Annotated in this window: 18 protein-coding genes; 9 read left to right on the forward strand and 9 right to left on the reverse strand. The window is 45.3% G+C overall.

Features of this window, described 5'->3' with window-relative positions; all coding sequences use genetic code 11:
* Positions 1-22 precede the first annotated feature (22 nt).
* Positions 23-658 (forward strand): pyridoxamine 5'-phosphate oxidase, encoded by a 636-nt coding sequence (pdxH, locus tag HRQ85_RS01705; RefSeq protein WP_017061203.1) that lies wholly within the window; start codon positions 23-25, stop codon positions 656-658.
* 97 nt (positions 659-755) lie between these two features.
* On the opposite strand, the gene HRQ85_RS01710 is transcribed toward pdxH, so the two are convergent.
* The 3 genes from HRQ85_RS01710 to HRQ85_RS01720 form a co-directional block, all read right to left on the reverse strand.
* Positions 756-1,538 (reverse strand): helix-turn-helix transcriptional regulator, encoded by a 783-nt coding sequence (locus HRQ85_RS01710; RefSeq protein ID WP_032547136.1) that lies wholly within the window; start codon positions 1,536-1,538, stop codon positions 756-758.
* 364 nt (positions 1,539-1,902) lie between these two features.
* On the reverse strand, positions 1,903-3,732 hold the full coding sequence (locus tag HRQ85_RS01715) for an SUMF1/EgtB/PvdO family nonheme iron enzyme (protein WP_172378503.1): 1,830 nt from the start codon (positions 3,730-3,732) through the stop codon (positions 1,903-1,905).
* Positions 3,733-3,975: 243 nt separating this feature from the next.
* Positions 3,976-5,079, reverse strand: coding sequence for a PEGA domain-containing protein (locus tag HRQ85_RS01720; protein ID WP_017065149.1), 1,104 nt, complete (start codon positions 5,077-5,079; stop codon positions 3,976-3,978).
* A gap of 483 nt (positions 5,080-5,562) precedes the next feature.
* Here HRQ85_RS01720 and HRQ85_RS01725 point away from each other — a divergent pair, with 483 nt between their 5' ends.
* The 6 genes from HRQ85_RS01725 (at position 5,563) to HRQ85_RS01750 (ending at position 14,232) form a co-directional block, all read left to right on the forward strand.
* On the forward strand, positions 5,563-6,387 hold the full coding sequence (locus HRQ85_RS01725; RefSeq protein WP_172378504.1) for an AraC family transcriptional regulator: 825 nt from the start codon (positions 5,563-5,565) through the stop codon (positions 6,385-6,387).
* 182 nt (positions 6,388-6,569) lie between these two features.
* Positions 6,570-9,707, forward strand: coding sequence for a bifunctional proline dehydrogenase/L-glutamate gamma-semialdehyde dehydrogenase PutA (gene putA / locus HRQ85_RS01730; RefSeq protein ID WP_172378505.1), 3,138 nt, complete (start codon positions 6,570-6,572; stop codon positions 9,705-9,707).
* 11 nt (positions 9,708-9,718) lie between these two features.
* Entirely contained in the window at positions 9,719-10,423 is a 705-nt protein-coding gene (locus tag HRQ85_RS01735; protein WP_172378506.1) for a 1-pyrroline-5-carboxylate dehydrogenase, read from the forward strand.
* A gap of 150 nt (positions 10,424-10,573) precedes the next feature.
* Positions 10,574-12,100, forward strand: a complete 1,527-nt coding sequence (gene putP / locus HRQ85_RS01740; protein ID WP_170930181.1) for a sodium/proline symporter PutP — start codon at positions 10,574-10,576, stop codon at positions 12,098-12,100.
* A gap of 256 nt (positions 12,101-12,356) precedes the next feature.
* Positions 12,357-13,247, forward strand: coding sequence for a helix-turn-helix domain-containing protein (locus HRQ85_RS01745; RefSeq protein WP_172378507.1), 891 nt, complete (start codon positions 12,357-12,359; stop codon positions 13,245-13,247).
* A 121-nt stretch (positions 13,248-13,368) separates the two neighbouring features.
* Complete coding sequence (locus tag HRQ85_RS01750) at positions 13,369-14,232, forward strand: nuclear transport factor 2 family protein (RefSeq protein ID WP_172378508.1); 864 nt, start codon at positions 13,369-13,371, stop codon at positions 14,230-14,232.
* Positions 14,233-14,847: 615 nt separating this feature from the next.
* Here HRQ85_RS01750 and HRQ85_RS01755 read toward each other — a convergent pair.
* Positions 14,848-15,018: a hypothetical protein gene (locus HRQ85_RS01755; RefSeq protein WP_019823299.1), complete on the reverse strand. Its 171-nt coding sequence runs from the start codon at positions 15,016-15,018 to the stop codon at positions 14,848-14,850.
* 278 nt (positions 15,019-15,296) lie between these two features.
* Here HRQ85_RS01755 and HRQ85_RS01760 point away from each other — a divergent pair, with 278 nt between their 5' ends.
* Positions 15,297-15,785, forward strand: coding sequence for an Lrp/AsnC family transcriptional regulator (locus HRQ85_RS01760; RefSeq protein ID WP_004732526.1), 489 nt, complete (start codon positions 15,297-15,299; stop codon positions 15,783-15,785).
* A gap of 111 nt (positions 15,786-15,896) precedes the next feature.
* Here the strand turns inward: HRQ85_RS01760 and HRQ85_RS01765 are convergent, their stop codons facing one another.
* Both HRQ85_RS01765 and HRQ85_RS01770 read right to left on the reverse strand, forming a co-directional pair.
* Positions 15,897-16,601, reverse strand: a complete 705-nt coding sequence (locus HRQ85_RS01765) for a hypothetical protein (RefSeq protein WP_017065155.1) — start codon at positions 16,599-16,601, stop codon at positions 15,897-15,899.
* Positions 16,602-16,887: 286 nt separating this feature from the next.
* On the reverse strand, positions 16,888-18,738 hold the full coding sequence (locus HRQ85_RS01770; RefSeq protein ID WP_048614233.1) for an ABC transporter ATP-binding protein: 1,851 nt from the start codon (positions 18,736-18,738) through the stop codon (positions 16,888-16,890).
* A 586-nt stretch (positions 18,739-19,324) separates the two neighbouring features.
* Here HRQ85_RS01770 and HRQ85_RS01775 point away from each other — a divergent pair.
* The gene (locus tag HRQ85_RS01775) at positions 19,325-20,299 is read left to right on the forward strand and encodes an arginine deiminase-related protein (RefSeq protein ID WP_017061193.1); all 975 of its coding nucleotides are present in this window, start codon (positions 19,325-19,327) and stop codon (positions 20,297-20,299) included.
* 133 nt (positions 20,300-20,432) lie between these two features.
* On the opposite strand, the gene HRQ85_RS01780 is transcribed toward HRQ85_RS01775, so the two are convergent.
* From HRQ85_RS01780 to HRQ85_RS01790, 3 genes are all read right to left on the reverse strand, one after another.
* Positions 20,433-21,065 (reverse strand): esterase/lipase family protein, encoded by a 633-nt coding sequence (locus tag HRQ85_RS01780; protein WP_048610139.1) that lies wholly within the window; start codon positions 21,063-21,065, stop codon positions 20,433-20,435.
* 134 nt (positions 21,066-21,199) lie between these two features.
* Positions 21,200-22,039, reverse strand: a complete 840-nt coding sequence (locus HRQ85_RS01785) for a helix-turn-helix domain-containing protein (RefSeq protein WP_172378509.1) — start codon at positions 22,037-22,039, stop codon at positions 21,200-21,202.
* A 121-nt stretch (positions 22,040-22,160) separates the two neighbouring features.
* A complete protein-coding gene (locus HRQ85_RS01790; protein WP_172378510.1) occupies positions 22,161-22,994 on the reverse strand; it encodes a GNAT family N-acetyltransferase in 834 nt (277 codons plus the stop codon).
* Positions 22,995-23,084 lie beyond the last annotated feature (90 nt).

The following is a 23,084-nucleotide window of genomic DNA, read 5'->3' on the forward strand; positions in this document are numbered from 1 at the left end:
AAAAATTGAAAGGAGCAACCAAATGGAACTGACAGATATTCGTCGCGAATACGCTAAGGGTGGATTGAGACGCAAAGACTTGGCCGCAGACCCGATTGAGCAATTCAATCTATGGCTAGAGCAAGCCATTGAAGCGAAGTTGACGGACCCTACTGCCATGACAGTTGCTACGGTTGATGAAAATGGTCAGCCATTCCAACGCATTGTTCTGCTGAAGAATGTTGATAAAGACGGGTTCGTTTTTTACACCAACTTAGGTAGCCGTAAAGCGCACCAGCTTGAGCACAACAGCAAAATCAGTTTGCACTTCCCTTGGCATCCACTCGAGCGACAAGTTCATATTACGGGCACGGCTGAAAAGCTGACCGCTATGGAAAATATGAAGTACTTCTCGTCACGTCCAAAAGAGAGCCAATTGGCCGCGATTGCAAGTAAGCAGAGTAGCCGCATCTCAGCACGTGGGATTTTAGAAGGTAAGTATCTAGAGCTTAAACAGAAGTTTGCCAAAGGAGAGATTCCTGTGCCTTCTTTCTGGGGTGGTTTCCGAGTTCGTGTGGATAGCATTGAGTTCTGGCAAGGTGGTGAACACCGCTTGCACGACCGTTTCTTGTTCTCTCGCCAAGACAACAGCTGGGATATTGATCGCCTAGCGCCTTAGGCTTTTTGATCGCTTAGCTGCTTAACAAATCCAAAAGTGCCGTTGATTAGACTGATCAACGGCATTTTTTTGTCTGGATTTTCAGCTGAACAGTCAATCAGTCACTGTGCAGAACAACGGAGATCTGTTTTTTGAGCAGAGTTTCTGGGATCACTGAGCCCAATCCTGAATCCAACGCATACTCAATCAATTGGCTTTTACTGCGTGCATCAAACTTCTGTTTCAATCTGGCGACATGACCTTCGACCGTTTTGATTGAAATGTTTAACGTCGACGCGATGTACTGTGGTTTCTTGCCGAAAAGCAGTAAGAATAGCACCTCTGATTCTCTTGAAGTCAGCCGTTTTTGCAGTTTAGACACGCGCGGCTCTGACCCCGCAAGCGATGCCTGATCGCCTTTTGTTCCTGTGGCCTGACAAACCCAATGACCAACCTCTAAGATCGCGGTATCGGTAAGCTCTTGGCCATAGAAGATGGTGCCTTGGACGTTGTCGTCATCATCAAGCCAAGGGGTTTTGGTAAAGATATGGGCGTGCCAGCGTCCGTCTGGATAGGGGTGAATATCGAGAATCTTAAGGGTACTGCGTGTATCCATCACATGTTTATCTTGAGCCCTGAAATCTTGTGCGCACTCCGTGGTTTGACTGGGCATGTCGAAGTCGGTCAAGCCAGTGCAAGTCTCATTGGGTTTTAAGCCAATCAATTGGTTGTAAGCAAGGTTGGCGTACACGAAGACCGAGTCAGTATCTTTGCAGCCCCAGCAGCCTGGAAGTTGTTCGAATAAAGAACGATGTATGGAGTTGAGTGGATCTGGCAAGGTTTTATCTCGTAAGCTGAGGTATGGCAATGATATCAGTTTCTTATAGCGCTGCAATGGCAATTAGAGTACGAAAAATAAGGGGTGACTGACAGTTAAACGGACTGCTGTTTAACTGTGTCAATCACGGAGAATCGATGGGCATAAAGGGTGATAATCAGGCAAAAAAAAGCCAGCCTGAAGAGGGGCTGGCTAAAGACAAGATATGCCTTGTCGACATGTAGAAGATTTTCAGTCTAATTTACGAGGGTCAGGTAAATTAAACTGAGGCATCAATTTGATACCCAGAGTGACTTACTACTCTATCGACGAATCTACTCCTAGGAGTGCTTATGCATAAGGGGGGAATTCCCCTATAAATGCTGCTCAATGTGATAATTGAGAACCTAGAGTAAATATTTGGCATTCTGAGCCTGTGACAGGGAGCCTACAGCTCTCGTACTACTCGGAATCCTAGATAGTTCGCTGCCGTTGAAGGCGGTACGTACAGTTCGTTGAACACCTTTGCCTCTTCAGGAGAGAAGCTCCACGCGCCACCCTTCGCTAGGCCTTTCTGAACGGTTGTCCATTCCCATACATTACCCACCATGTCGTAGAAGCCTGTTGGCGTTGGTAGGAATGACTTAACTGGAGATGTGCTAACGTTTGACCAAGGTGTACCCGCCCAACCTGTGTTGGCTTTGCCTGAACGGAATTCATTGCCCCACCAGAAGTTGGTGTCTTGGCCAGCTCTTGCTGCAGCTTCCCACTCTTGTGGTGTTGGCAAGCGGTAAGTGAAGCCGGTGTTTTTAGATAACCAACGTGTATAAGCTTTGGCATCGTTTTGGCTAACACAAACTACTGGTGAGTTATTAGCTTGCTTAAAGCCTGGGTTCTGCCAGTCTTTGTCTGAAACGGTTGTGATCTCTGCATTGACGAACGTATCGCAGGTGTTCATCAGCTCAGCGTCTGTTTGGTAGCCTGTGTTTTTTACGAATGCTTTGAAGTCTTGAACACGGGTTGGTGTTGCTGCTAATGCAAACGGCTGTTTGATCGTCACTTGTTGTGCGTTATTTTCACCCAGTAGGTAGCGACCCGAGCCGACGACAATCATTTCAGGGCTCTGAATGTCGTTACCCATCGGATCAGCAAACTTGGTGCCGACATTCAATGAATTCTGTTTGGCTTGCAATACGGCTCGTAGGTTGTGATCGCGGGCTATCTTCAGCTCTTGATGGAAAGAAAGGTAGCCTTCTTTTTCGATCGTGACCATGTGTTGGCCTGTCGGTAACATCACTTCAACCGGTGTACTGCCATAGTTTACGCCGTTGATAGAGACATTGTCGTTGTATTGATTTGAACGAACCACCAAGTTAACCCAAGCGACTTCTTTTGGTTGGTCGTTGGCTTGTTGCTCGCTTTGAGAGAAACAGTTTGATGACTGAATACCAAGTAGGCGACAAGGGGTGTTCTTATCTGGACGAGTTTCTAGGTTCGCCGCAATCACCGCTCGGTAACGGTTATCTTCAGAGAAGCCAGAGGATTTCACTTTGTGTTGCAGAACGTGAATGTTCAGCGAAGCAGACGCAAGGTGCTCTTTCACTGTTTTCGATTCAGTCGCGTTGTCCACTAGGCTATGCTGGAACTGTTTTACCGCTTTTTGAAGTGCCAATGTCACCGTTTGGTCTGAACATTGCGCCAGTGTCATATCGCTGCTGCAACGGTTGGTAAAGCTAACGGTTTGCTCTTCCGTCTGAGTGATCTCGTTTCTTAGTCGCTCAGCTCTTGCTCTTAGCTTGTCTTGGTTCAGGTTTGCGATTGAAGCTTCTGCCGCGGCTTTCTCAGCTTGAATAGCCTCAAGCTCCATCACTAAGCCTTGCTGCTTCTGTTCTGAGTCTGAAATCGCAAGCTTGCCCTCTTTTACGGTTTTCCAAGCGTCTTGGAAGCGGTTTTGAGCAAGCGAGATATCGAAATCGGGCTCATCAATCATGCGCGTGTAATCTTGCTCTAGGCTGGCTTTCGCTTTTGCGAGTGTTTGCTCTGCTTGAGCTGATAACTCAGCTAGACGTGCCGTTTGCTGCGCCTGATTGTCGACTTCATTTTGTTTGTCAGCCAATTTCTTCTCAACAGCCGTTAAGTCGGTATGCTTTTCGAAAAGTGAGCTTTCAATGTCGGTGACAGATGACGCGATCGCTGGTGGTGTTGCCTCAGCAAAAACAGCTGGCGTCATTAAGCAGGGAGCAAGTGCAAATAATAGAGTAGGAAGACCTTGGCGCATGATGGGCTACTTCAATCGTAATTTAGGTTAATCGAATATTCTAAACGAGAACGCCATTTCGTCTGCAGCTACTGTTTATAACGATAAAATAAGGTTATAACGACCATACAAGTTTGTAACGATCATACAGTTTATAACTATCAACAAAATGGCGAGTGTTCATTCAGCTTTGTGAAATAGGCACGGCTATCTGATATAGAGCTAAGCGTTTTGAATTGGCTCAGCTCTATGTAGAAAGGGTGTTTAGCTTTCTTTGCTAGGAAGAAGCTTAACCCAAATCGTGTCGCTGCCGTTGATGGTAACTGTGCGGTTATAAGACTCGTAACCTTGTTTTGAAATGGTTACTTGGTGACGACCACTTGGTAGCGCAACCTCAAGAGGGGTGCTGCCATACTTAATGCCGTTGATGGTTACTGAGTCGTTGTACTGATCAGAACGTACCGTCACGTTAGCCCACTGTTTGTCACTCTTCTTAACGACTGCTGCGTCACTGCCTGTTAAACAGTAGCGAGTCGAAACATTCAATAGGTTACACGCTGCAACTGCTTCAGGTTTTGCTTGAAGTTGAGCTTGCATCTGCATGAAGTAAGAGTTGTTACCAGAGAAGCCGCTCTTGATCGCTTGGCTGTCTTGAACATGGATATTCAGCTGAACACCTTGTAAGTTTTGCTTCGCAAGTGTGCTTTCTGTGAGCTGCTCAAGTAATTGGCTCTTGAACGTTTGCACAGCTTTTTGATTGGTCAGGTGTTTACCCTGTGCAGTACACTCACCCAGTGTCATTGTTGATGAACATGTGGTGGTGTAGCTGGTTTCAAGTACCGCACTTTCACGCAGTTCTGTTGCGATACGTTTTACGCGAGCTTCAACTTTTGATTCTCTCAAGTTTGCCAGCTCATTATTCAGGCGAGCTTGCTTTTGCTTGATTTGAGAAAGATGAATTTCGCTCTCGTTGATCGCTTGTTCGTTATCTAGTTGAGACGATTGGTTCTCTTTAACCGCAGCCCAAGCATCTTGGTAACTTTTCTGGAAAGAGACTAAATCCGTTTCTGGATCTTCAAGTAAGCGACTGTACTGTTTGTCGAGTACAGACTTGGCTCTGTTACGTTTTGCCTTAAGTTCTTCACCTTCGCGTAACAACTTGCTGTTCTTGTTTTGAAGTTGTTTTAGGTTTTCAGTCGCCGATACTTTGGTTGCTGAAATACGCTCAATATCTGAGTTTTTCTCTGTTAGCTTTGCATCGATAGCTGAAACGGGATCGACTTGATTCAGTTCTTCAGCGGATACCGATGCAGATACCCAAAGTGGGGATAGCGCAAGTAAAAGCGCTGAAATTCGAAAGTTAGTCATAGGTCCCTGCAACTTGTAGATTGAAAATTGGCTCGTTAATAAAGTGTCTACTTCCTAGTTGTGAGTCACTAGTTATTAGCAATTAACACAGTACCCGTCTTTATACCGTTTTATTGCTATCCAATCTACTCAAAAGCCAAGTTTCGGTACTTCGGATACACTTTTTACAGGTTTATAGTCAATTATTTGAGCTATATAAGAAAACTTATTCATTATGTTGGCGTGAAGAAGCATTTATTGACCACATGGTTTTTCGTGCTTGTGTGATTGCTTGTGAAGCCCCTAAACTCGCCGGAACGATTGGTTTTACAATGCCCGTAGTTTGTACACTCTTGATCATCTTTCCGGAGGCATGATCAAGACGATCGCGGTAATGATCTTCTGTTTAAGGTGAGGAAGTGACTCTCATGATCATTTACAAATTCATCTTATGCGGATTTCAGAGTATTATTCTTACTATGTCGATCTGAGTATTTTGCTGTCATGCCAAAACCTTTACGCTTTCCAAACCTAGACTTGTCCCCGCTAGGCCTTACTGGCCCTCGCCCTGCGGAGATCATTACTTTGCCTTCGCATATGGATTGTCACGATCACCACTATTCGCAGGTCGTGATTGGTTTAAATGGTCAGGCAGAATTTGAAGTTTGCGGTAAGGGTAATCTTATCGGGCCGGGTCAAGGTTGTGTGGTAACGGCAAGCTCTGATCATGCTTTCGGTGGGGTGGTCGGTCAGTCGGATATCCTAGTGCTTAACATGCCAGTGCCAACCGATGATGACCCTCTAATGTTAGAGAAGATTAACCAGTTAGAATCATCGAACGTCTACTTTCAATTAGACGCGCAAATTCAAAAGCTTATCCATATGTTGGTGCAAGAAATGCAGGCGAGCCCGGATGATCTATTGTTAAGCCGTGCCTGCAATGACACGGTGATCGCTCTGATGCAAAGGCACATCTCGGCATTTGAAACCTCAATTAAAGACTCGCGTTTTGATCTTGAAGCACTGGATCGCTACATCGAACAACACCTCGCGAATAAGATCTCCGTCGCTCAGCTTGCGGGCAGCGTGTTCTTGGGAGAAAGCCAGTTCCATATGCTGTTCAAAGAGCAAATGGGCATTACCCCTCACCAGTATGTACTTGGTAAGCGTATCGATCGCTCTCGCCGCTTAATTGAACAAGGTAATCTTAGCCTTGGTCAGGTCGCAGAACTGGCTGGTTTCTCCGGTCAATCCTCTTTTACTCACACCTTTTCACGCCTTCAAGGCATGTCTCCATCCCAATACAAAAAGAAAATTTCTGTTAAATAGTGAAACAAAACGGCATATTATTTTAAAGTTTCATATGTGACGTTGTGTTTGTTTTGTTAATAAAGCGAGTTTTTAGCAAAAAACTCGGAGTTTTTGACAAGTAATCCTTATATACTCTAAATACACTGCAGCCATTGTAGAGATCCCCGGGCTAATTCCGGGTGTGAGATTAAGGAAAACGCATGTTTACAGCTACTGATGTGTTAAAGCCAGAATTCAATGAGCAGTCGCTTACTGATCTATGGTCGCTTATCTCACCATTATATATGGTGGATGAAACCCAATGGCTAGAGCAACTTCTGCCGCTAGCTACCCCTTCTGAGTCAGAAAAGCAGCAAATTTCAGAGAAAACGACCTCATTGATCGAAGCTATCCGTGCGGATAAGACTTCTATCCAGATGATCGATGCACTGTTGCTTGAATACAGCTTAGATACTCAAGAGGGCATCTTGTTGATGTGTCTGGCGGAAGCCTTGATGCGTATTCCTGATTCAGCAACCGCTGATGCATTGATTCGCGACAAACTCAGCGTTGCGGATTGGAAATCTCACCTAAAGAATTCTGATTCAGTGTTTGTTAACGCATCCACTTGGGGCTTAATGCTAACGGGTAAGGTGGTTGGGCTTTCATCTAAAGAGCAGAGTGCAGGTCAAGCGGTTAACCGTTTAGTGAACAAGCTTTCTGAGCCGGTAATTCGTAAAGCGATGCACCAAGCAATGAAGGTGATGGGTCACCAATTCGTTCTTGGCCGCAGCATTGCTGAAGCGCAAAAGAACGGTAAGTCTATGCGTGATAAAGGTTTTACCTACTCATACGACATGCTAGGTGAAGCGGCACTGACCACTGCTGATGCAAACAAATACTTCAAAGATTACCTAATGGCGATTGAAGCCGTAGGTCGAGACACATACGTCTCTTCAAAATCTAGCCCAGCACCGTCTGTTTCTATCAAGCTTTCTGCGCTTCACCCCCGTTATGAAGTGGCGAACGAAGACCGCGTATTGACGGAACTTTGCGACACGCTAGAACAGCTATTGCGCCGTGCAGTCGAGCTTGATGTTGCAATTACGATTGATGCGGAAGAAGCGGATCGCCTAGAGCTTTCTCTTAAATTATTCGAAAAACTGTACCGCACTGATCTAGTAAAAGGTTGGGGTAAATTTGGTCTGGTTATTCAAGCTTACTCAAAGCGTGCACTTCCGGTTCTAGTATGGCTAAACCGCCTAGCGAAAGAGCAGGGTGATTTGATCCCGCTTCGCTTAGTGAAAGGCGCTTACTGGGACAGCGAAATCAAATGGTCGCAACAAGCGGGCTTTACTGATTACCCAGTTTACACACGTAAAGAAGCGACAGACGTAGCTTACCTTGCATGTGCGCGTTACCTATTGAGCCCAAGTGTTCGTGGCAATATCTTCCCGCAGTTTGCGAGCCACAATGCTCATACGGTTTCTGCTATTGCAGTAATGACCGAGCATAAAGACTTTGAATTCCAACGCTTACACGGTATGGGTGACTCACTTTACAACCATGCGATGGAAGCTTACCAACAGTCAGTACGTATCTACGCACCAGTTGGCAGCCACAAAGATCTACTGCCATACCTAGTACGTCGCTTGCTAGAGAACGGTGCAAACAGCTCGTTTGTACACCGTCTAGTTGATGCTCGTTGCCCTGTGGCAGAGCTGACCCAACACCCTGTCGATATGCTTCTTGCATTCGATACGCTGCACAATACTAAGATTCCTCTGCCTCCAGCGGTATTCCCTGAGCGTAAAAACTCATACGGTGTGAACATTGATATTGAAAGCGAAGCGCATCAGTTTGAAGAGCAAGTAAAAGGCTTCTTAAACAACCAATGGACTGCGGGCCCTGTGATCAACGGTGAATCTCTTGCCGAAAGCATGATCAAGGCTGATCAGAATGTTGAGCAAGTGACTGCACCTTATGATCGTCGTATTAATGTCGGTCAGGTGGCTTTCGCTAACCTTGATCATGTTTCCGCAGCGATCACTGGCGCAGATGCAGCATTTGCTGATTGGAACGCAACTTCAGTTGAAACCAAAGCGGCAGCGCTTGATAAGCTGGCTGACCTGATGGAAGACAACCTTGCTGAGCTGGTGGCAATTTGTCATCAAGAAGCAGGTAAGACGATTCACGACAGCGTTGATGAAGTGCGTGAAGCCGTCGACTTCTGTCGTTACTACGCAAAACAAGCGGATAACCTACAAGGTTTCGAACTAAAAGGTTTTGATGGTCAAACACGAATCGCTTCTCGACAAGGTCGTGGTGTGTTCGTTTGTATCAGCCCTTGGAACTTCCCTCTAGCTATCTTCCTTGGCCAAATTACAGCAGCTTTGGTTGCGGGTAACACGGTTGTGGCGAAACCTGCCGAACAAACAAGCTTAATTGCAGCTCGCGCAGTGGAACTGATGAATGAAGCGGGTTTCCCTGCTGGCACGATTCAGTTATTACCGGGTCGTGGCGCTGAGATCGGCAGTGCACTCACCAGTCATGATGCGATTGCGGGCGTTGCCTTTACGGGTTCAACACCAACAGCACAACGTATCAACGTGTCATTGGCGAGTCGTAACGCTAAGCCTGTTCCGTTTATCGCGGAAACCGGTGGTCAGAATGCGATGATCGTCGACAGTACCGCACTGCCTGAACAGGTAGTCCGTGATGTTATTCGTTCGGCATTCGCTTCAGCAGGTCAACGTTGTTCTGCACTGCGTGTGCTTTACATCCAAGAAGACATCGCAGACCGTGTGATTGCATTGATTCACGGTGCAATGGATGAGCTGAGTGTTGGCATTCCACACCTTCATAAAACCGATGTGGGCCCTGTGATCGACCAAAACGCGAAACAGAAGTTGTTGGCACACTTAGAAAACATGACCAATACCCAGAAGAAGGTGGCTCAACTTTCTCTAGGTACGGATTGTGAACATGGTGACTTTGTTCCACCAAGTGCGTTTGAAATCGATGACATCAGCTGCTTGAAAGAAGAACAGTTTGGCCCTGTGCTGCACATCGTTCGCTTCAAAGCGAGTGAGTTGACACAAGTAGTAGACCAAATTAACCAAACTGGTTTTGGCCTAACTATGGGTATCCACAGCCGTAACGAAACAACTTACCGTTGGATCGAGAAACACATTCGTGTGGGTAACTGCTACATCAACCGTGACCAAGTGGGCGCTGTTGTTGGTGTTCAACCATTCGGCGGTCAAGGTTTGTCGGGTACTGGCCCTAAAGCGGGTGGTCCTCACTACCTATACCGCTTTACTGATGTTCATTTTTCTCAATCACAAGACAAGGCATAAGGAGCAGTATCATGGTTCATCAAGTGACAGGTTTTTCTGATGCTTTGTTAGCGTGGGAACAATGGAATCTTACCGACTTTGATCATAAGAGTGCTCAGGTACTTTCATTTAAATCAGAGATCGAAAGCCAATCTGCGCCTTTGGCTGCGGTGGCGACTTATCATCTAGAGCAAGCGTCTGCGCTGCTTTCTGAGCATCATCTAATGGTGGGTCCTACGGGCGAAACCAATGAGCTGTATGCCGCTGGCCGCGGTGTAGCTTTGGTGATTGTTGATGATTGCGAAGAGAAGGTGCCGGCACTGCAAACTGCAACAGCGATGATTACTGCAGCACTATTGGCAGGTAACAGCGTTCAATTGTGCAGTGATGACGTGCAGTTCAACACCTTAATTGCTGATGCTGCAAAACAAGCGAATCTACCAACCAACTTAGTACAGGTTTCATCGTACGACGCTGCTCAACAGCTGCTGTCTTGCGATGTGCGAAGTGCAGGTTACGTGGGTAATTCACAAACGGCACAAGCTATCAATTTACAGCTTGCTAAGCGTGACGGTGCAATCGTCGGTTTAGTGGCTGAAACGGATCTGGCGACAATGAATGTTGCTAATGATCCACACCTATCGCTGCGCTTCATTACCGAGCGTACGCGAACTATAAATATAACAGCCGTGGGCGGTAACGCGACCTTGCTCGAACTTGGAAGCGAAGCTCACTAACCTTCAGTAAAATTGGCTCTAAGCTCCTTTGGTTGTTTCCATTTTTTGGTTTCTCCATTTTTGGATTCAACCCTTAGTGCTTTGGAGCCTGAATACCTAACTCAATGCACTCGCTTGCCTTTACGGTGAGTGTCTTGCATTGAATTAGGCATGGAAGGCTTTCTACAAAATGAGGACTATCAAATGATAGAAAACAGTTTTGCAATAACGACGACGTTCATTGCGTATCTAATTATGATGCTAGCGATCGGTGTTATTGCTTACAAACGTACATCTAACTCAACTGACTACTTCCTAGGTGGTCGTTCGTTAGGCCCATGGCCTGCTGCACTTTCTGCTGGTGCATCAGACATGAGTGGTTGGTTGCTACTTGGCCTGCCTGGTTACGCTTACGCTGCTGGCTTTGAGGCATTCTGGCTTGCTGGTGGCCTACTGGTTGGTACTTGGGCAAACTGGTTAATCAGTGCTAAACGCCTACGTACTTACAGTATTACAACTGAATCACTGACGCTGCCTGAGTTCCTATCTCGTCGCTTCAACGATAACTCTAAGCTGATCCAAACAATTTCTGCTTTCTTTATCCTTTTATTCTTCCTTTTCTACACAAGCTCAGGCTTGGTAGCAGGTGGTAAATTGTTTGAAACGGTATTTGGCCTAGATTACACAACGGCGGTAATCATCGGTACCGTATGTGTGGTTTCGTACACCCTGTTTGGTGGTTTCCTAGCGGTATCTTGGACTGACTTGGTTCAAGGCCTACTAATGTCCGCTGCGCTATTGATTGTACCAATCGCAGCAATGAACGGCGGCCTTGGCCAGCTATCGACTGACCTTCACAACATCAACCCAGAGCTACTCACGCTATGGAATGATGCGAAAGGTGAGCCTCTTTCTGCTATCGCGATCATCTCGCTAGCAGCATGGGGTCTAGGTTACTTCGGTCAGCCACATATCCTTGCTCGTTTCAAAGCAACGCGTAGCAATAAAGACCTAACAACCGCGCGTCGTATCGCCGTGGTATGGACTGCACTGTCTATGATTGGTGCAATGCTGGTTGGTCTGGTTGGTCTAATCTACGTGACGAACTCTGGCGCACCTAAGCTAGACGATGGCGAGAAGATCTTCATGCTTCTTGTGAACGCGATGTTCCACCCAGTAATCGCAGGTATCCTACTGGCGGCGATCTTAGCGGCAATCATGAGTACTGCGGATTCACAACTTCTTGTTTCTTCATCTGCAATGGCAGAAGACCTGTATAAGCAAGTTCTGAAGAAAGACGCTACGTCAGAAGAGATTGTTCGTGTAGGCCGTTTCGCGGTTATCCTAATCTCTTTGATTGCACTTGTACTAGCGATGACGCCAGACAGTTCAGTACTTGGCCTTGTGTCTTACGCATGGGCTGGTTTTGGTGCTGCATTCGGCCCAGCTATCGTATTGAGCCTGTACTGGTCTCGTATGAACCGTAACGGCGCTCTAGCGGGTATCGTGGTTGGTGGTGTGACGATTGTACTTTGGAAACAGTTCACGGGCGGTTGGTTCGATGTGTACGAAATCGTACCGGGAATCATCCTATCGACTCTTTCTATCGTTATCGTGAGTCTAATTACGGGCGAGCCTGAAGACGAAGTTAAGAAGCAACACGCTGAGTTCGAGAAGAACCTCGTTGAGCTAGACTAATTTACATTGTAAAACAGACGTGAATTAGCAAAGAACATGAACTAAAAATAATAGAGTCACTTCGGTGGCTCTATTTTTTTGCCTATATCTAAATGCTTTGACCTTGTGTTGCGTCTGGCAAGTTGAGTGTATTGAGCATGTTTACCTTGTTGGTGACGCTGGCTAAGTCATACTTCTAGGCTCAGAGCATTTCCGTTCCCATTGCGATACATTACTCTTGCTAAGAGTCGTTGAGTAAATGAATAGGAAGTTAATAGTGCCTCAAGTAATCCCGAATATTGGCTTTAACCACGAGAAAACGGCGCAAGCTGAGCTGGAGTTTGTGCCCTTGTCTCGGCTCTATTCAGAAAGCAATATTAACCACGATCCTCAATTGCCACATCGTGTCAGCTTCTTCCTGATTCTGTTTATCGAGCAAGGCTCAGGCACGCACATGGTCGACTTTGAGGACTACCCTTTTAACCAAGGGAGCGTGTTGTTCATTCAAAGAGAGCAGGTGCACGCCTTTGATTTTAGTAACAAGCCACAAGGCACTGCGGTTTTGTTTACTCAAGCGTTCTTAGACAGCGTTCACGCTAATATGAAGTTGCCAAACTACACACCTACTCATTTGAACAAGGCGCACTCGGCACTGTTGTCACTAGACGAGTCCCACCAAGAGCGGACGCAAAGTATTATTCAGCAAATTATGACGGAGCTGAATCAGCCAGAATCCGATCCCTTGATTGTGATGTACTTGTTCTCCGCACTAGCTCTGATTCTTCATCGCCTGCGACCAGAAGTGAAGCAAGACACCTTGAGCTTGCAGCAGAACATTAAGTTTGCCCGCTACTTTGAGCTTCTTCAAAACAACTACCTGCGTGTGCGAGATGCAAACTGGTACGCCAATCAAATTAACACCACCTACAAGACGTTGAACCAAGTATGCAAAGTCGCAACGGGGTTAACTGCTAAGCAGATCATCGATTCTTTTACCGTTTTAGAAATGAAGCGTCAGCTGGTGGTAACCAATATTACGTCTCAGAAAATGGCGTTGGATTTTGGGTTTGAAGACGCCAGTAATTTCGTTAAGTACTTTAAAAATCATACTCAGATGACGCCGAGTGAGTTTCAAAAGAAGTATTCCAAGCCTTCACTCTCTGAATAACTAGTAGGTCGACACGAATCATCTAAGGTTCGATATCTACCATTTTTCTGCCTAAATCCACTCTGCCGTGAGCCTCTTTCGTTGACTAATATAGTTTCCAAGCCAACGAGAGGACTTAATAATGAAAACAATAACCAACACATTCAAATCAACACTACTAGCTGCTGGCGTACTTGCTGCTTCTGTTGTTACCGGCTCTGTGGCTGCTCAAGAGCTGTCTATTCAAGAGAAAGGTGTCGCGGTCATTTCAAGTATTGAAACGGGCGATGCGAAAGCGGTGAGCTACATTAACCCTGAGAAATACATCCAACATAATCTAGCGGTCGGCGATGGCTTAGCTGGTTTTGGCGAAGTTCTACAAATGCTGCCTAAAGGTTCTGCAAAGGCGCAAGTTAAGCGCTCATTTCAAGACGGTGATTTCGTAGTAACACACACTGAGTACAACTTCTTCGGCCCTAAAGTCGGCTTCGATGTATTCCGTTTTGAAGATGGACTGATTGTTGAGCACTGGGATAACTTGCAAGAGATCGCGAAGCCAAACGCAAGTGGTCGCACTCAATTAGACGGTACGACTAAAGTCGTAGATATCGAGAAAACGGATCAAAATAAACAGCTTGTCGGTGGCTTTGTAAAAGACATCCTGATTGGCGGTGACATGTCTAAGATTAATCAGTACATCGATAATGAAGACAGCGCTTACCTTCAGCACAACCCAGGTGTGGCCGATGGTCTAAGCGGTTTAGGCGAGGCTTTGGGTGCGTTAGCTGAAGCAGGAATGCCAATGGTTTATACCGCTAACCACAAGATCTTAGGTCAAGGTAACTTTGTACTTTCGATCAGCGAAGGCCAGTTCATGAATAACCATGTAGCATTTTATGATCTATTCCGTGTAGATAACGGAAAGATTGTGGAGCACTGGGACACCATTGAAACCATTCCAGCACGTTCAGAGTGGAAAAATGACAACGGTAAATTTGGCTTCTAAGTTTGAATTAAATTGAACCAGAAATGACGTTATAAAGCGGTGCTTTCATTGTGGAGGTGCCGCTTTTTTTGCGTGGAGGTTTGTTGTTGGATCGAGCTGGTGAGGCGCTGTTATGGGGTTTTACAATGTAAATCGAAGTGGTTGGATCTTCGGTGACAAGTGAAAGATCAACTTACTCAATGGTGTGTGATGTCAAAAAATGAAATAGAAAAGTGGCTATTTTTTGAACTTGGCGCTCACTTTTGTTATTAGCTCGGTGAATTGTTGAACTGAATTGGACATGATGTGTCAATTGTCAGTAACCACTAAAGACCTATAGGACAAAGGTATGCCTGATCTCTATTGCAAAGGATGTAAAAAAACAACACTACATAAGTCTATAATGAAACGTTGTGAATCAGAGCCCGAGACAACCTCTGGCCGTATGATGCAATGGACGTCAAAGCTATTTAGTGGAAACCTGTACTACGATATGGAAACTCAGCACTTCTGCCGCACGTGTAACTGCCGTTGCGAAACAGGAAGTACTGTACCCCAAGTTGGTTTAGCTTAACTTACAGTAAGCGCTCACTAACTTAGATCAAAAAACCTCCGTTTTAGGAGGTTTTTGCGTTTCTATGCGGCTTTGAGTGCTAGCTCGGCATCAATGGCGTCGCCATCAATCTTCACATCCCAACCGTAGTTTGAGTACTCATTTGCTAGTGCCTGAGCAACATCTTTTGATACCGTTACGTGTGTCCATGAACCAATACCGTAAGGTTTATATGCGAGTTCTTGCGTTTTCATAATAGAGTCATCCTTTCTCTTTGATAATTATATTATTCACTTTGGCCTATATCCTTTCTTTCGTTTCCGGCTCAACTTATTTGTTAATCGGGTCATTTCTATAATAATTTGTTAATAACCAGAGTTTGATTTATAAGGATTCTTATCTATTTATATGTATTTATATTTGGTGTGAATGTCATCTGTACATTTAGTTTTTAAATGTGTGAGCGAGGTTTTCTTCGATTGCTCTTAGTATGGAATATACTGAGCCGAATTTAGAATGTTTAAGGAATGTTATGTCTCAGCATCAACTCGATCGTATCGATAAAGAGATACTAAGAATTCTGCATATGAAAGGGCGTTTACCCGTGGTTGAGTTGGCCAAGCAGGTTAACCTAACGACATCCCCTTGCTCCGATAGACTCAAGCGACTGGAAAAAGAGGGCTACATAACGGGCTACCATGCTGAGCTGTGTTCAGAAAAGCTAGGACTCGATGTTCAAGTCTTTATCCATATCCGTCTCGATCAGACTAGCTTTTCGATCTTCGACAAATTTGCCCAAGCGGTAGAAATGATGCCTGAGGTGGAAGAGTGCTACTCACTGTCGGGTGACTTTGACACCATGATCAAGGTTCGAGTAAAAGATATGAAAGCGTATCAAGCGTTTATGGCAACGAAGTTGGGCACCCTACCTGGTGTGATTCAGACACGCAGTGAAGTTGTGATTGAAGAGCACAAAAAGGGTTTTGGCGTGAACCCTGAGTTGTTGGCAACTCTAAAATAGTGGCCTGCTTTCGCCTTACCAAGGTGATTTAGATATAAAAAAATGGAAGCTAATAAGCTTCCATTTTTTGTTGAGCGTCAGATAACGAGCAATCCGATAAACTTGTCCGGCTTACAGCGTAATGGCCGCAGAGATTAAGCCAATCACACCACCGAATACACCGCCCCAAACGACCAACCAGCCAAGGTGTTTCTTGATCATGGTCTGAACCATCTCTTTAACCAGTTTAGGTGTCAGTTCATTCAAGCGCTGATCGATGATCGCCTCAATGTTCTCTTTAATTTCATCCATCATCGCAGGCGATTCTAGTTCGTCTTTGATGGCATTTTTTACAGAGTCACTCTTGCTGATTTCAATCACAGATTCTTGCATCTTTTCAACAAACGGCGCTTTCATTGGTTCTAGTGCTTCTGTGCCACCAAACATTGCCAACATACCGCCAAACTGAGAGTTCTCGATAACATGCACCAGTGAGTCGAATGCAGGGTTAAAGTCGATCTTCTGAATCACAGGCTCTAGATTGAGCGACTTTCCTGTCATCTCGCTGCTTAGGAAGCGGTCGATGTTACTTTCTGTAAAGAATTGCTCCATCATTAGTTGCTTGATGGCTGCCTTGAACTCTTCAAAGCGTGCTGGAATAACGCCAGAACCGTATAGGCCGGGTACTTTCTCGAACAACATGTGAATCGCAAGCCAGTTGGTGATAGCACCAGAAAAGGCGAATAGGCCTGCGTAAAGCAAGTATTGGTTTGCTGTCGCATAGCCGCCAGCAAGCAGTGCTAACGCAATAACGTTAGTTAAGACACTTTTGTTCATGGTTGATCTCTAGAAAGAATATTGCGCGCATTTTAAGAAAAAAACGCCAAGAAAAAAACAAAAGGATCGATGAAGTTTATTGGACAGGTAACAAAGAGCACCAAATAGCAGGCATAAAAAAGGCTAGCCTCCCCCCGAAGTCTAGCCTTATTCCAGAACGCGCAAGCGAGGCGTCTTTGGTGTTAATGTCATTATATAATTACGACATAACATTCTGCCACGTGTAATTTACCGCTAATAAACAAATTGGTGTGAATCACGCCGCACTTTTAAAATAGCACAAAAATTAAGCGCTCGTGGCTTGCTCAAGGTCATCGGCAATGAAGCCACCGGTTTGGTGATTCCATAGCTGCGCATAAATACCATTCTGGTTAATCAGCTCTTGGTGCGTGCCTTCTTCTACGATATTGCCGGCATCAAGCACGATCAGGCGATCCATCGCAGCAATGGTCGACAGGCGGTGTGCAATCGCAATCACCGTTTTGCCTTCCATTAGCTCAATCAAGCTCTCTTGAATCGCTGCCTCTACCTCAGAATCGAGTGCAGACGTTGCTTCATCGAGAACAAGTAATGGAGCATTTTTCAGAAGAACACGTGAGATAGCGACACGTTGACGCTGACCACCAGAAAGCTTAACGCCACGTTCACCCACTTGAGCATCGTAACCAACGTTGCCAAACGGGTCGGTTAGCGTTTCGATAAACTCATGCGCGTGCGCTTGTTTAGTCGCCGCGTATACCTCTTCGTCTGATGCCTCTGGTCGACCGTAAAGAATGTTGTCTTTGATCGAACGGTGCAGCAGTGAGGTATCTTGAGTCACCATACCAATGTTGCTGCGCAGAGAATCTTGAGTAACGCTCGAGATCTCTTGGTCATCAATCAGGATGCGGCCACTTTCTACATCGTGGAAACGCAGTAGTAAGTTAACTAGGGTCGATTTACCTGCACCTGAACGGCCAACCAAGCCCACTTTTTCACCCGGTTTGATGTTGAGGTTGAGGTTGTTGATCACCCCCTTATTCTCACCGTAGTTAAAGCTCACGTTGTCGAAGTGGATACCGCCTTGTGGAACGTCCAGAGGCTTCGCGTCTTTCTTGTCTTCGATAGCGATAGGCTTAGATAGGGTTTTAATGCCATCAATCACGGTACCTAGGTTTTCAAACAGGCCACCAATTTCCCACATGATCCATTTCGACATGCCGTTAATACGCAGAGCCAAGCTGACCGCAATCGCAATCGCACCCACGGTGATCGCATTGTCTAACCATAGGTAGATAGAGATACCCGCAATGCTGAACACCAATAGATAGTTAGCAAATTCAACGCAGATGTTGAAGCCAGTAACCAAGCGCATTTGGCGATGAACCGTATCTAAAAAGCCTTCCATGCCTTCTTCGGCGTATTCGGTTTCTCTTTTACTGTGTGAGAACAGTTTCACGGTGGCGATGTTGGTGTAGCTATCAACAATACGACCCGTCATCAATGAACGAGCATCCGCTTGTTCGGAAGAAACGTCTTTTAGCTTTGGCACGAAGTGCAGTTGAATACCGATGTAAACGAATAGCCAAATCAGCATCGGAGCCATCAAGCGCCAATCTGATTCAGCAAGCATGAACAGCATCGCCGTGAAGTAAACCGTTACGTAGACAAACACATCGACCATTTTGGTCACGGTTTCGCGCACCGCGAGCGAGGTTTGCATCACTTTAGTCGCGACACGTCCGGCGAAGTCATCTTGATAAAAGGACAGGCTTTGCTTCAAAAGGTAGCGGTGCGCTAACCAACGAATCGACATTGGGTAGTTGCCCAGCAAAGTTTGGTGAAGCAATAGCGAGTAAACACTGATCAAGATTGGCATCACAACCAACAGCAGAATACCGAGCCCCATCAATGTCGACTCGTTGTCTGCTAAGAAAGTGTCTGGGTTGCTTGTTGATAGCCAGTCAACCAATTGCCCCATGTAACCGAACAGCGCGACTTCGATTATCGCGATGGTCATGCTCATCAACCCGAGTAAGATCAACGGTTTTTCGAAACCTCGAGTGTAATGGCGACAGAATGCCAGTATGCCAGTAGGAGGTTGTATCGGCTCTCCCTTTGGAAAGGCTTCAGTAAAGCCTTCAAATTTCTTGTACATAGATTTCCCTTTATAAACTAGTGCATCTATAAGCGACTGCATCGTTGGTGCAGCTTTGTTTTTATGGTCTTGATTTGAAATTTAACTGTCTTAGTTTGAAATTATATAAACGCCCATGGGTTCTTATCAGTATTAAGTCATTCGATGGATTTTGTTCTAGCGCTTATTTAGGCACTTGGCTTTAAAACACTAAAACTTTGTTTAAGCGATGCAGGAAAGGTCCAAAGAATGTCTTTCATGACGCTTATTTTAGATTGAATTAGACAGGAAAAGTTAAGCTTATTTCAAACGTAATTGATTGTTATGCAACGGTGATAATCCTAACGTTAAATGGATTAAATTGTAATCAAAACTCGTGATAGGCGAGAAAATGGAATCAGAATATTTATCCATAAAGTGACTTAACGAATATGCACACAGTTGGTTCTTTCTGATGTGCTGTTATCTTGCAGTAAAAATTACCGATTAATCTAAGATCTGCAGTAATTGTTTGGGATAAATATTCAAATCAATATTCTTTTCAGTGAATCTTGTCGTAACAAGTTGTTTACAATTCTGAAGTAAATAAAAGATAGGGACGGTTGAAATGTTAAACCTACACAAAAAATCACTTCATATTACTAATGTTCAAAACGCCAATTGCGTTGTTATGGTGCCGCCAAAAGAGTTTAAATTTAACGAAGAAACAGCACGTGATAACGAATTTCAGCACAGAGTGAATCTGACCGAAGCTGAGGTGAAGGTAGAAACGATGGCCGAATTTAAGGCTATGGTCGCTTCGTTGCGTAAAGAAGGTGTGCAAGTTGTAGAGTTTGATTACCCAGAATTGGGCGTTGAAACTCCGGATGCTGTTTTCCCAAACAACTGGTTCAGTACTTGTAGTGATGGAAGCTTATTCACTTTCCCTATGGCGTGTGAAAACCGTCAAAATGAAGTTAAGCCAAATGCTCTTATTGAAGCGTTAGAAGCGTCGGGTCGCATTGTTAACCACAGTGAGTCTCTAGAGTCTTACATCGCGCAAGGCTCTTATCTAGAGAGCACGGGTGTGATGGTTATCGACCATATCAATAAGACCATCTACGCAGCGCTTTCTCAGCGTTGTGACCGTGAAGTGTTAGAAGACTATGCGAAGCGTATTGGTTATTCTCGCGTGGTCTCGTTCCAAACAGCACTGCCGTCTGGTCAGCCGATCTACCACACCAATGTGATGATGGCGATTGGTGATAACTTCTGCGTGATCTGTGATGAAGTGATCCCAGAGTTTGAGCGCCGTTTTGTGGTGAAGTCGCTTGCTAAAGATAAGCAGGTTATCTCTATCTCAATTGATCAGATGAACCGATTCTGCGGCAACATTCTGCAACTGGAGACAGTGAATGGCGACAAGGTGATCGCGATGTCTCAATCGGCTTACGATGCGTTTTCTCCAGCCCAGTTAGCTCAGCTTTCGACACATGGCAAGCTGCTACCATTTAACGTGAAAACGATTGAAGACATTGGTGGTGGTTCGGTGCGATGCATGTTGGGTGAGGTGTTCCTACCAACGCGAGTAAATCGTCTGTAACAAGCACTCACTTCAGTAATGAATCTTTGAATACCACTCTTATCGCAGAGTGGTATTTTTGTTTTTATCTATCACAAATAAGAGAACAAGAGCTCGACACAGGAGTCAACGCGCAAAAGCTAACGGAAATAAGCTATGAAGCGTCCTTGAAAGCTCTGTGTTCGATGAACTGAGCCGACAGTGTCACGACTTCCTTGGAGTAGACAAGCGCCGTGTGGTTGAGTTTGAGAGCGTAAGTATCCGTTGCTCCTCTCAGGTTGGCGTCTTCGAGTGTGACTGTGCCATCGCCAGGGTTTCTTCCCAGAACAATACGTCCGACTCCGGCGTCGTAGGTACCTGTAATCACGCCAATCGGCACATCAATATCGTAGTCACCCAAGCCATCGCTTAAGATCATTTTGCTCGAACCAAATATAAATCCAAGCCCATGATTAGACAGTGTTTTGGCGATAGTTGCCCCATTGTGCGGCGTGCCTGCGGTAATAATGCAGGTGTCTGCAAAGTCGGGTTGGTAGAACTTAAAGTAGTGGCGAATGAGCAAGCCACCGAGTGAGTGACCAAAAAAATAGACCTCGTCGTACTCATTAAAGCGAGCATTCACGAAGCGATTGAGGCGTTTGGCTGCTGAAGGAAAACGCAGCGAGTTGTAGGCAAACTTGTGGGTAGTAAAGCCGCGTTTTTTGAAGTTTCTATCCAGATATTGCATGATCAACGCAGGCATATATAGACCATGAATTAAAACTATATGTTTGTTTTTATTATTCATTTTTGTCCTCCGTCTGATGATGTCCCCAGTATATTTAGTCGCAAATCTAAACTCAATAAAACTTGTTACTAATGGGACACAAAAGGCAGAGGTGTACGTTATAAACAGAGCGTTCGTTATAGAGAAAGGGTGGGTTAGTCCGATCTCACTCCACCATAAACATCTATGGTTAAACCGCCTTGTTTGGCGTAAGTATTGGGTGTTAGACCGATGGTTTTCTTTAGGTAACGAATCAGGTGCGGTTGGTCGCTAAACCCAAATTGAAAGGCGACGTCCATCCAGTCGATGTCATCCAAATTTCGCTTATACAAATATTCCAACATCGCTTCGAGTTTGTTCATCGATTGGCACTGTTTTAATGTCAGCCCAGTTACCTTGTTGAAGCTTCTTTCCAGTGTTCTTTGCGAGCAAAACAGCTTGTCGCCAAGCTCTGCAATCGGTGTCGAACCAAGCACACCCAACACCTTACGTGTCAGTTCGCTGTGCCTATCCGTTTTAGCTGTCGATAGCCAAGGAAATAGCAAATCATCTAACTGCTGACAGCAGGCCTCAACATCAGTTTGAGCGAGTTTGATCAGTAGCGTTGCATCGGCGTTTGGGTTGTTTAGTAAACCTGCGAGATTGACTGGACTAACCCTGTCCAAGCTAGGGTGAGGACTATCTGGGAGAGCCAATGAATACAAGGCTCCGACATGGAATTTAATGCCCAAGTGAACAAAGGGCTTCGAGTGATCCAATTCGATGGCTTTATGGTGTGGTAACAGCAGATGGTTGCCAACGCCTTGATCGATTTGTTGCTCAATCGTGTAGTGATATACCTGCTCGCTTGGCGATAAGATCAGGTGTGCCGATGGATCGGGATTGAGTATCGGAAATTGATGAGTTTGAGCGTCGGGCGTCTTTTCAATCAGCCAGTAGCAATCAATGAACTGAGCAACTACAGGGGATTTTGGAGACTGTAACCAATTGATCATTAGACCTTCTATTTCAGATGATTGTCACCTCCAACTATATGTGGATATCGTTGGAGGTGACAGTTTTTATCTGTATCAATTGTTAGAACTTAGTCTTGATGTTTGTTAATCCGAATCAAGGCTAATCAGTTTCCTTTAATTCGCTAAAATCAAACTGCAAGATACGATGCTTTGATGATAACCCAGCGCGTTTGATGGCCTTTTGTGCGCCAATATTACTGCTTTCCGTAGAGCACATAGCTTCTAACCTTTGGTTATTAGCGTGTTGCTTTAGAAAGTGAATAACACGCGTTGCTAAGCCTTTACCGCGTTCTTCTTGTGCGACAATCATACCTAGGTCGGCAAACTGTGTTTGATGCTCATCGAACTTACGGCACTCTCCAGTCGCGAGAATGTCGTCATTCTCCCAGTAGCCCCATAGCTCTTGGCGGGCAATCAAATTACCGTAGTAACCGGTGAGCCACTCTTTTGGCGCGCCAATCGCCGATGAAGCAAATTCCACTAGCTTATCGAGTTGTTCTTCCGTCGCGAGAGTCATCTCGATGTTTTCAATGCTGTTTTCGACGGCTGTTGGACGCTGGCGAAACATCAGTGCGTTGACTTTGAAGGACTCAGTATTGTCCAAGCATAGTGACAGATATTGTGGTTCAGCCGTACTTACGAATGCGCCTTTCACTTCACCAATCACAGAGCTGTTGTTTTCGATGATTAAGGTGAACAAGTCGGCAATGTTCGCGCTTGCGGTTGGTGCTAGGAAGAACTGAAGTAAGTAGCCTTCACCATTCAACACGCAGTAACCGACAAGCTTGCCGTTTTCGTAAAAACCAAAATGGTCAGACATAGGTACAAAACCGAAATGCCACATGCCATCGAGTGGAGCTGTTGACTCAGCAAAGTAAGCCGTTTTAAGTTCGCTCAAGTCGCTAAGTACTGAGATTTTTTTGATGTCTAACATCGCGTTAATTCCTGTCGTTTCAATAGCTGCAAGTGTAGGTGACTGCTTTAAGAAGGTATTGAATAAAAACGACAGTTTTATGTGTTTCAC

Origin of the sequence: Vibrio sp. Vb339, assembly GCF_902751245.1 — a bacterium.
GTDB lineage: Bacteria > Pseudomonadota > Gammaproteobacteria > Enterobacterales > Vibrionaceae > Vibrio > Vibrio coralliirubri.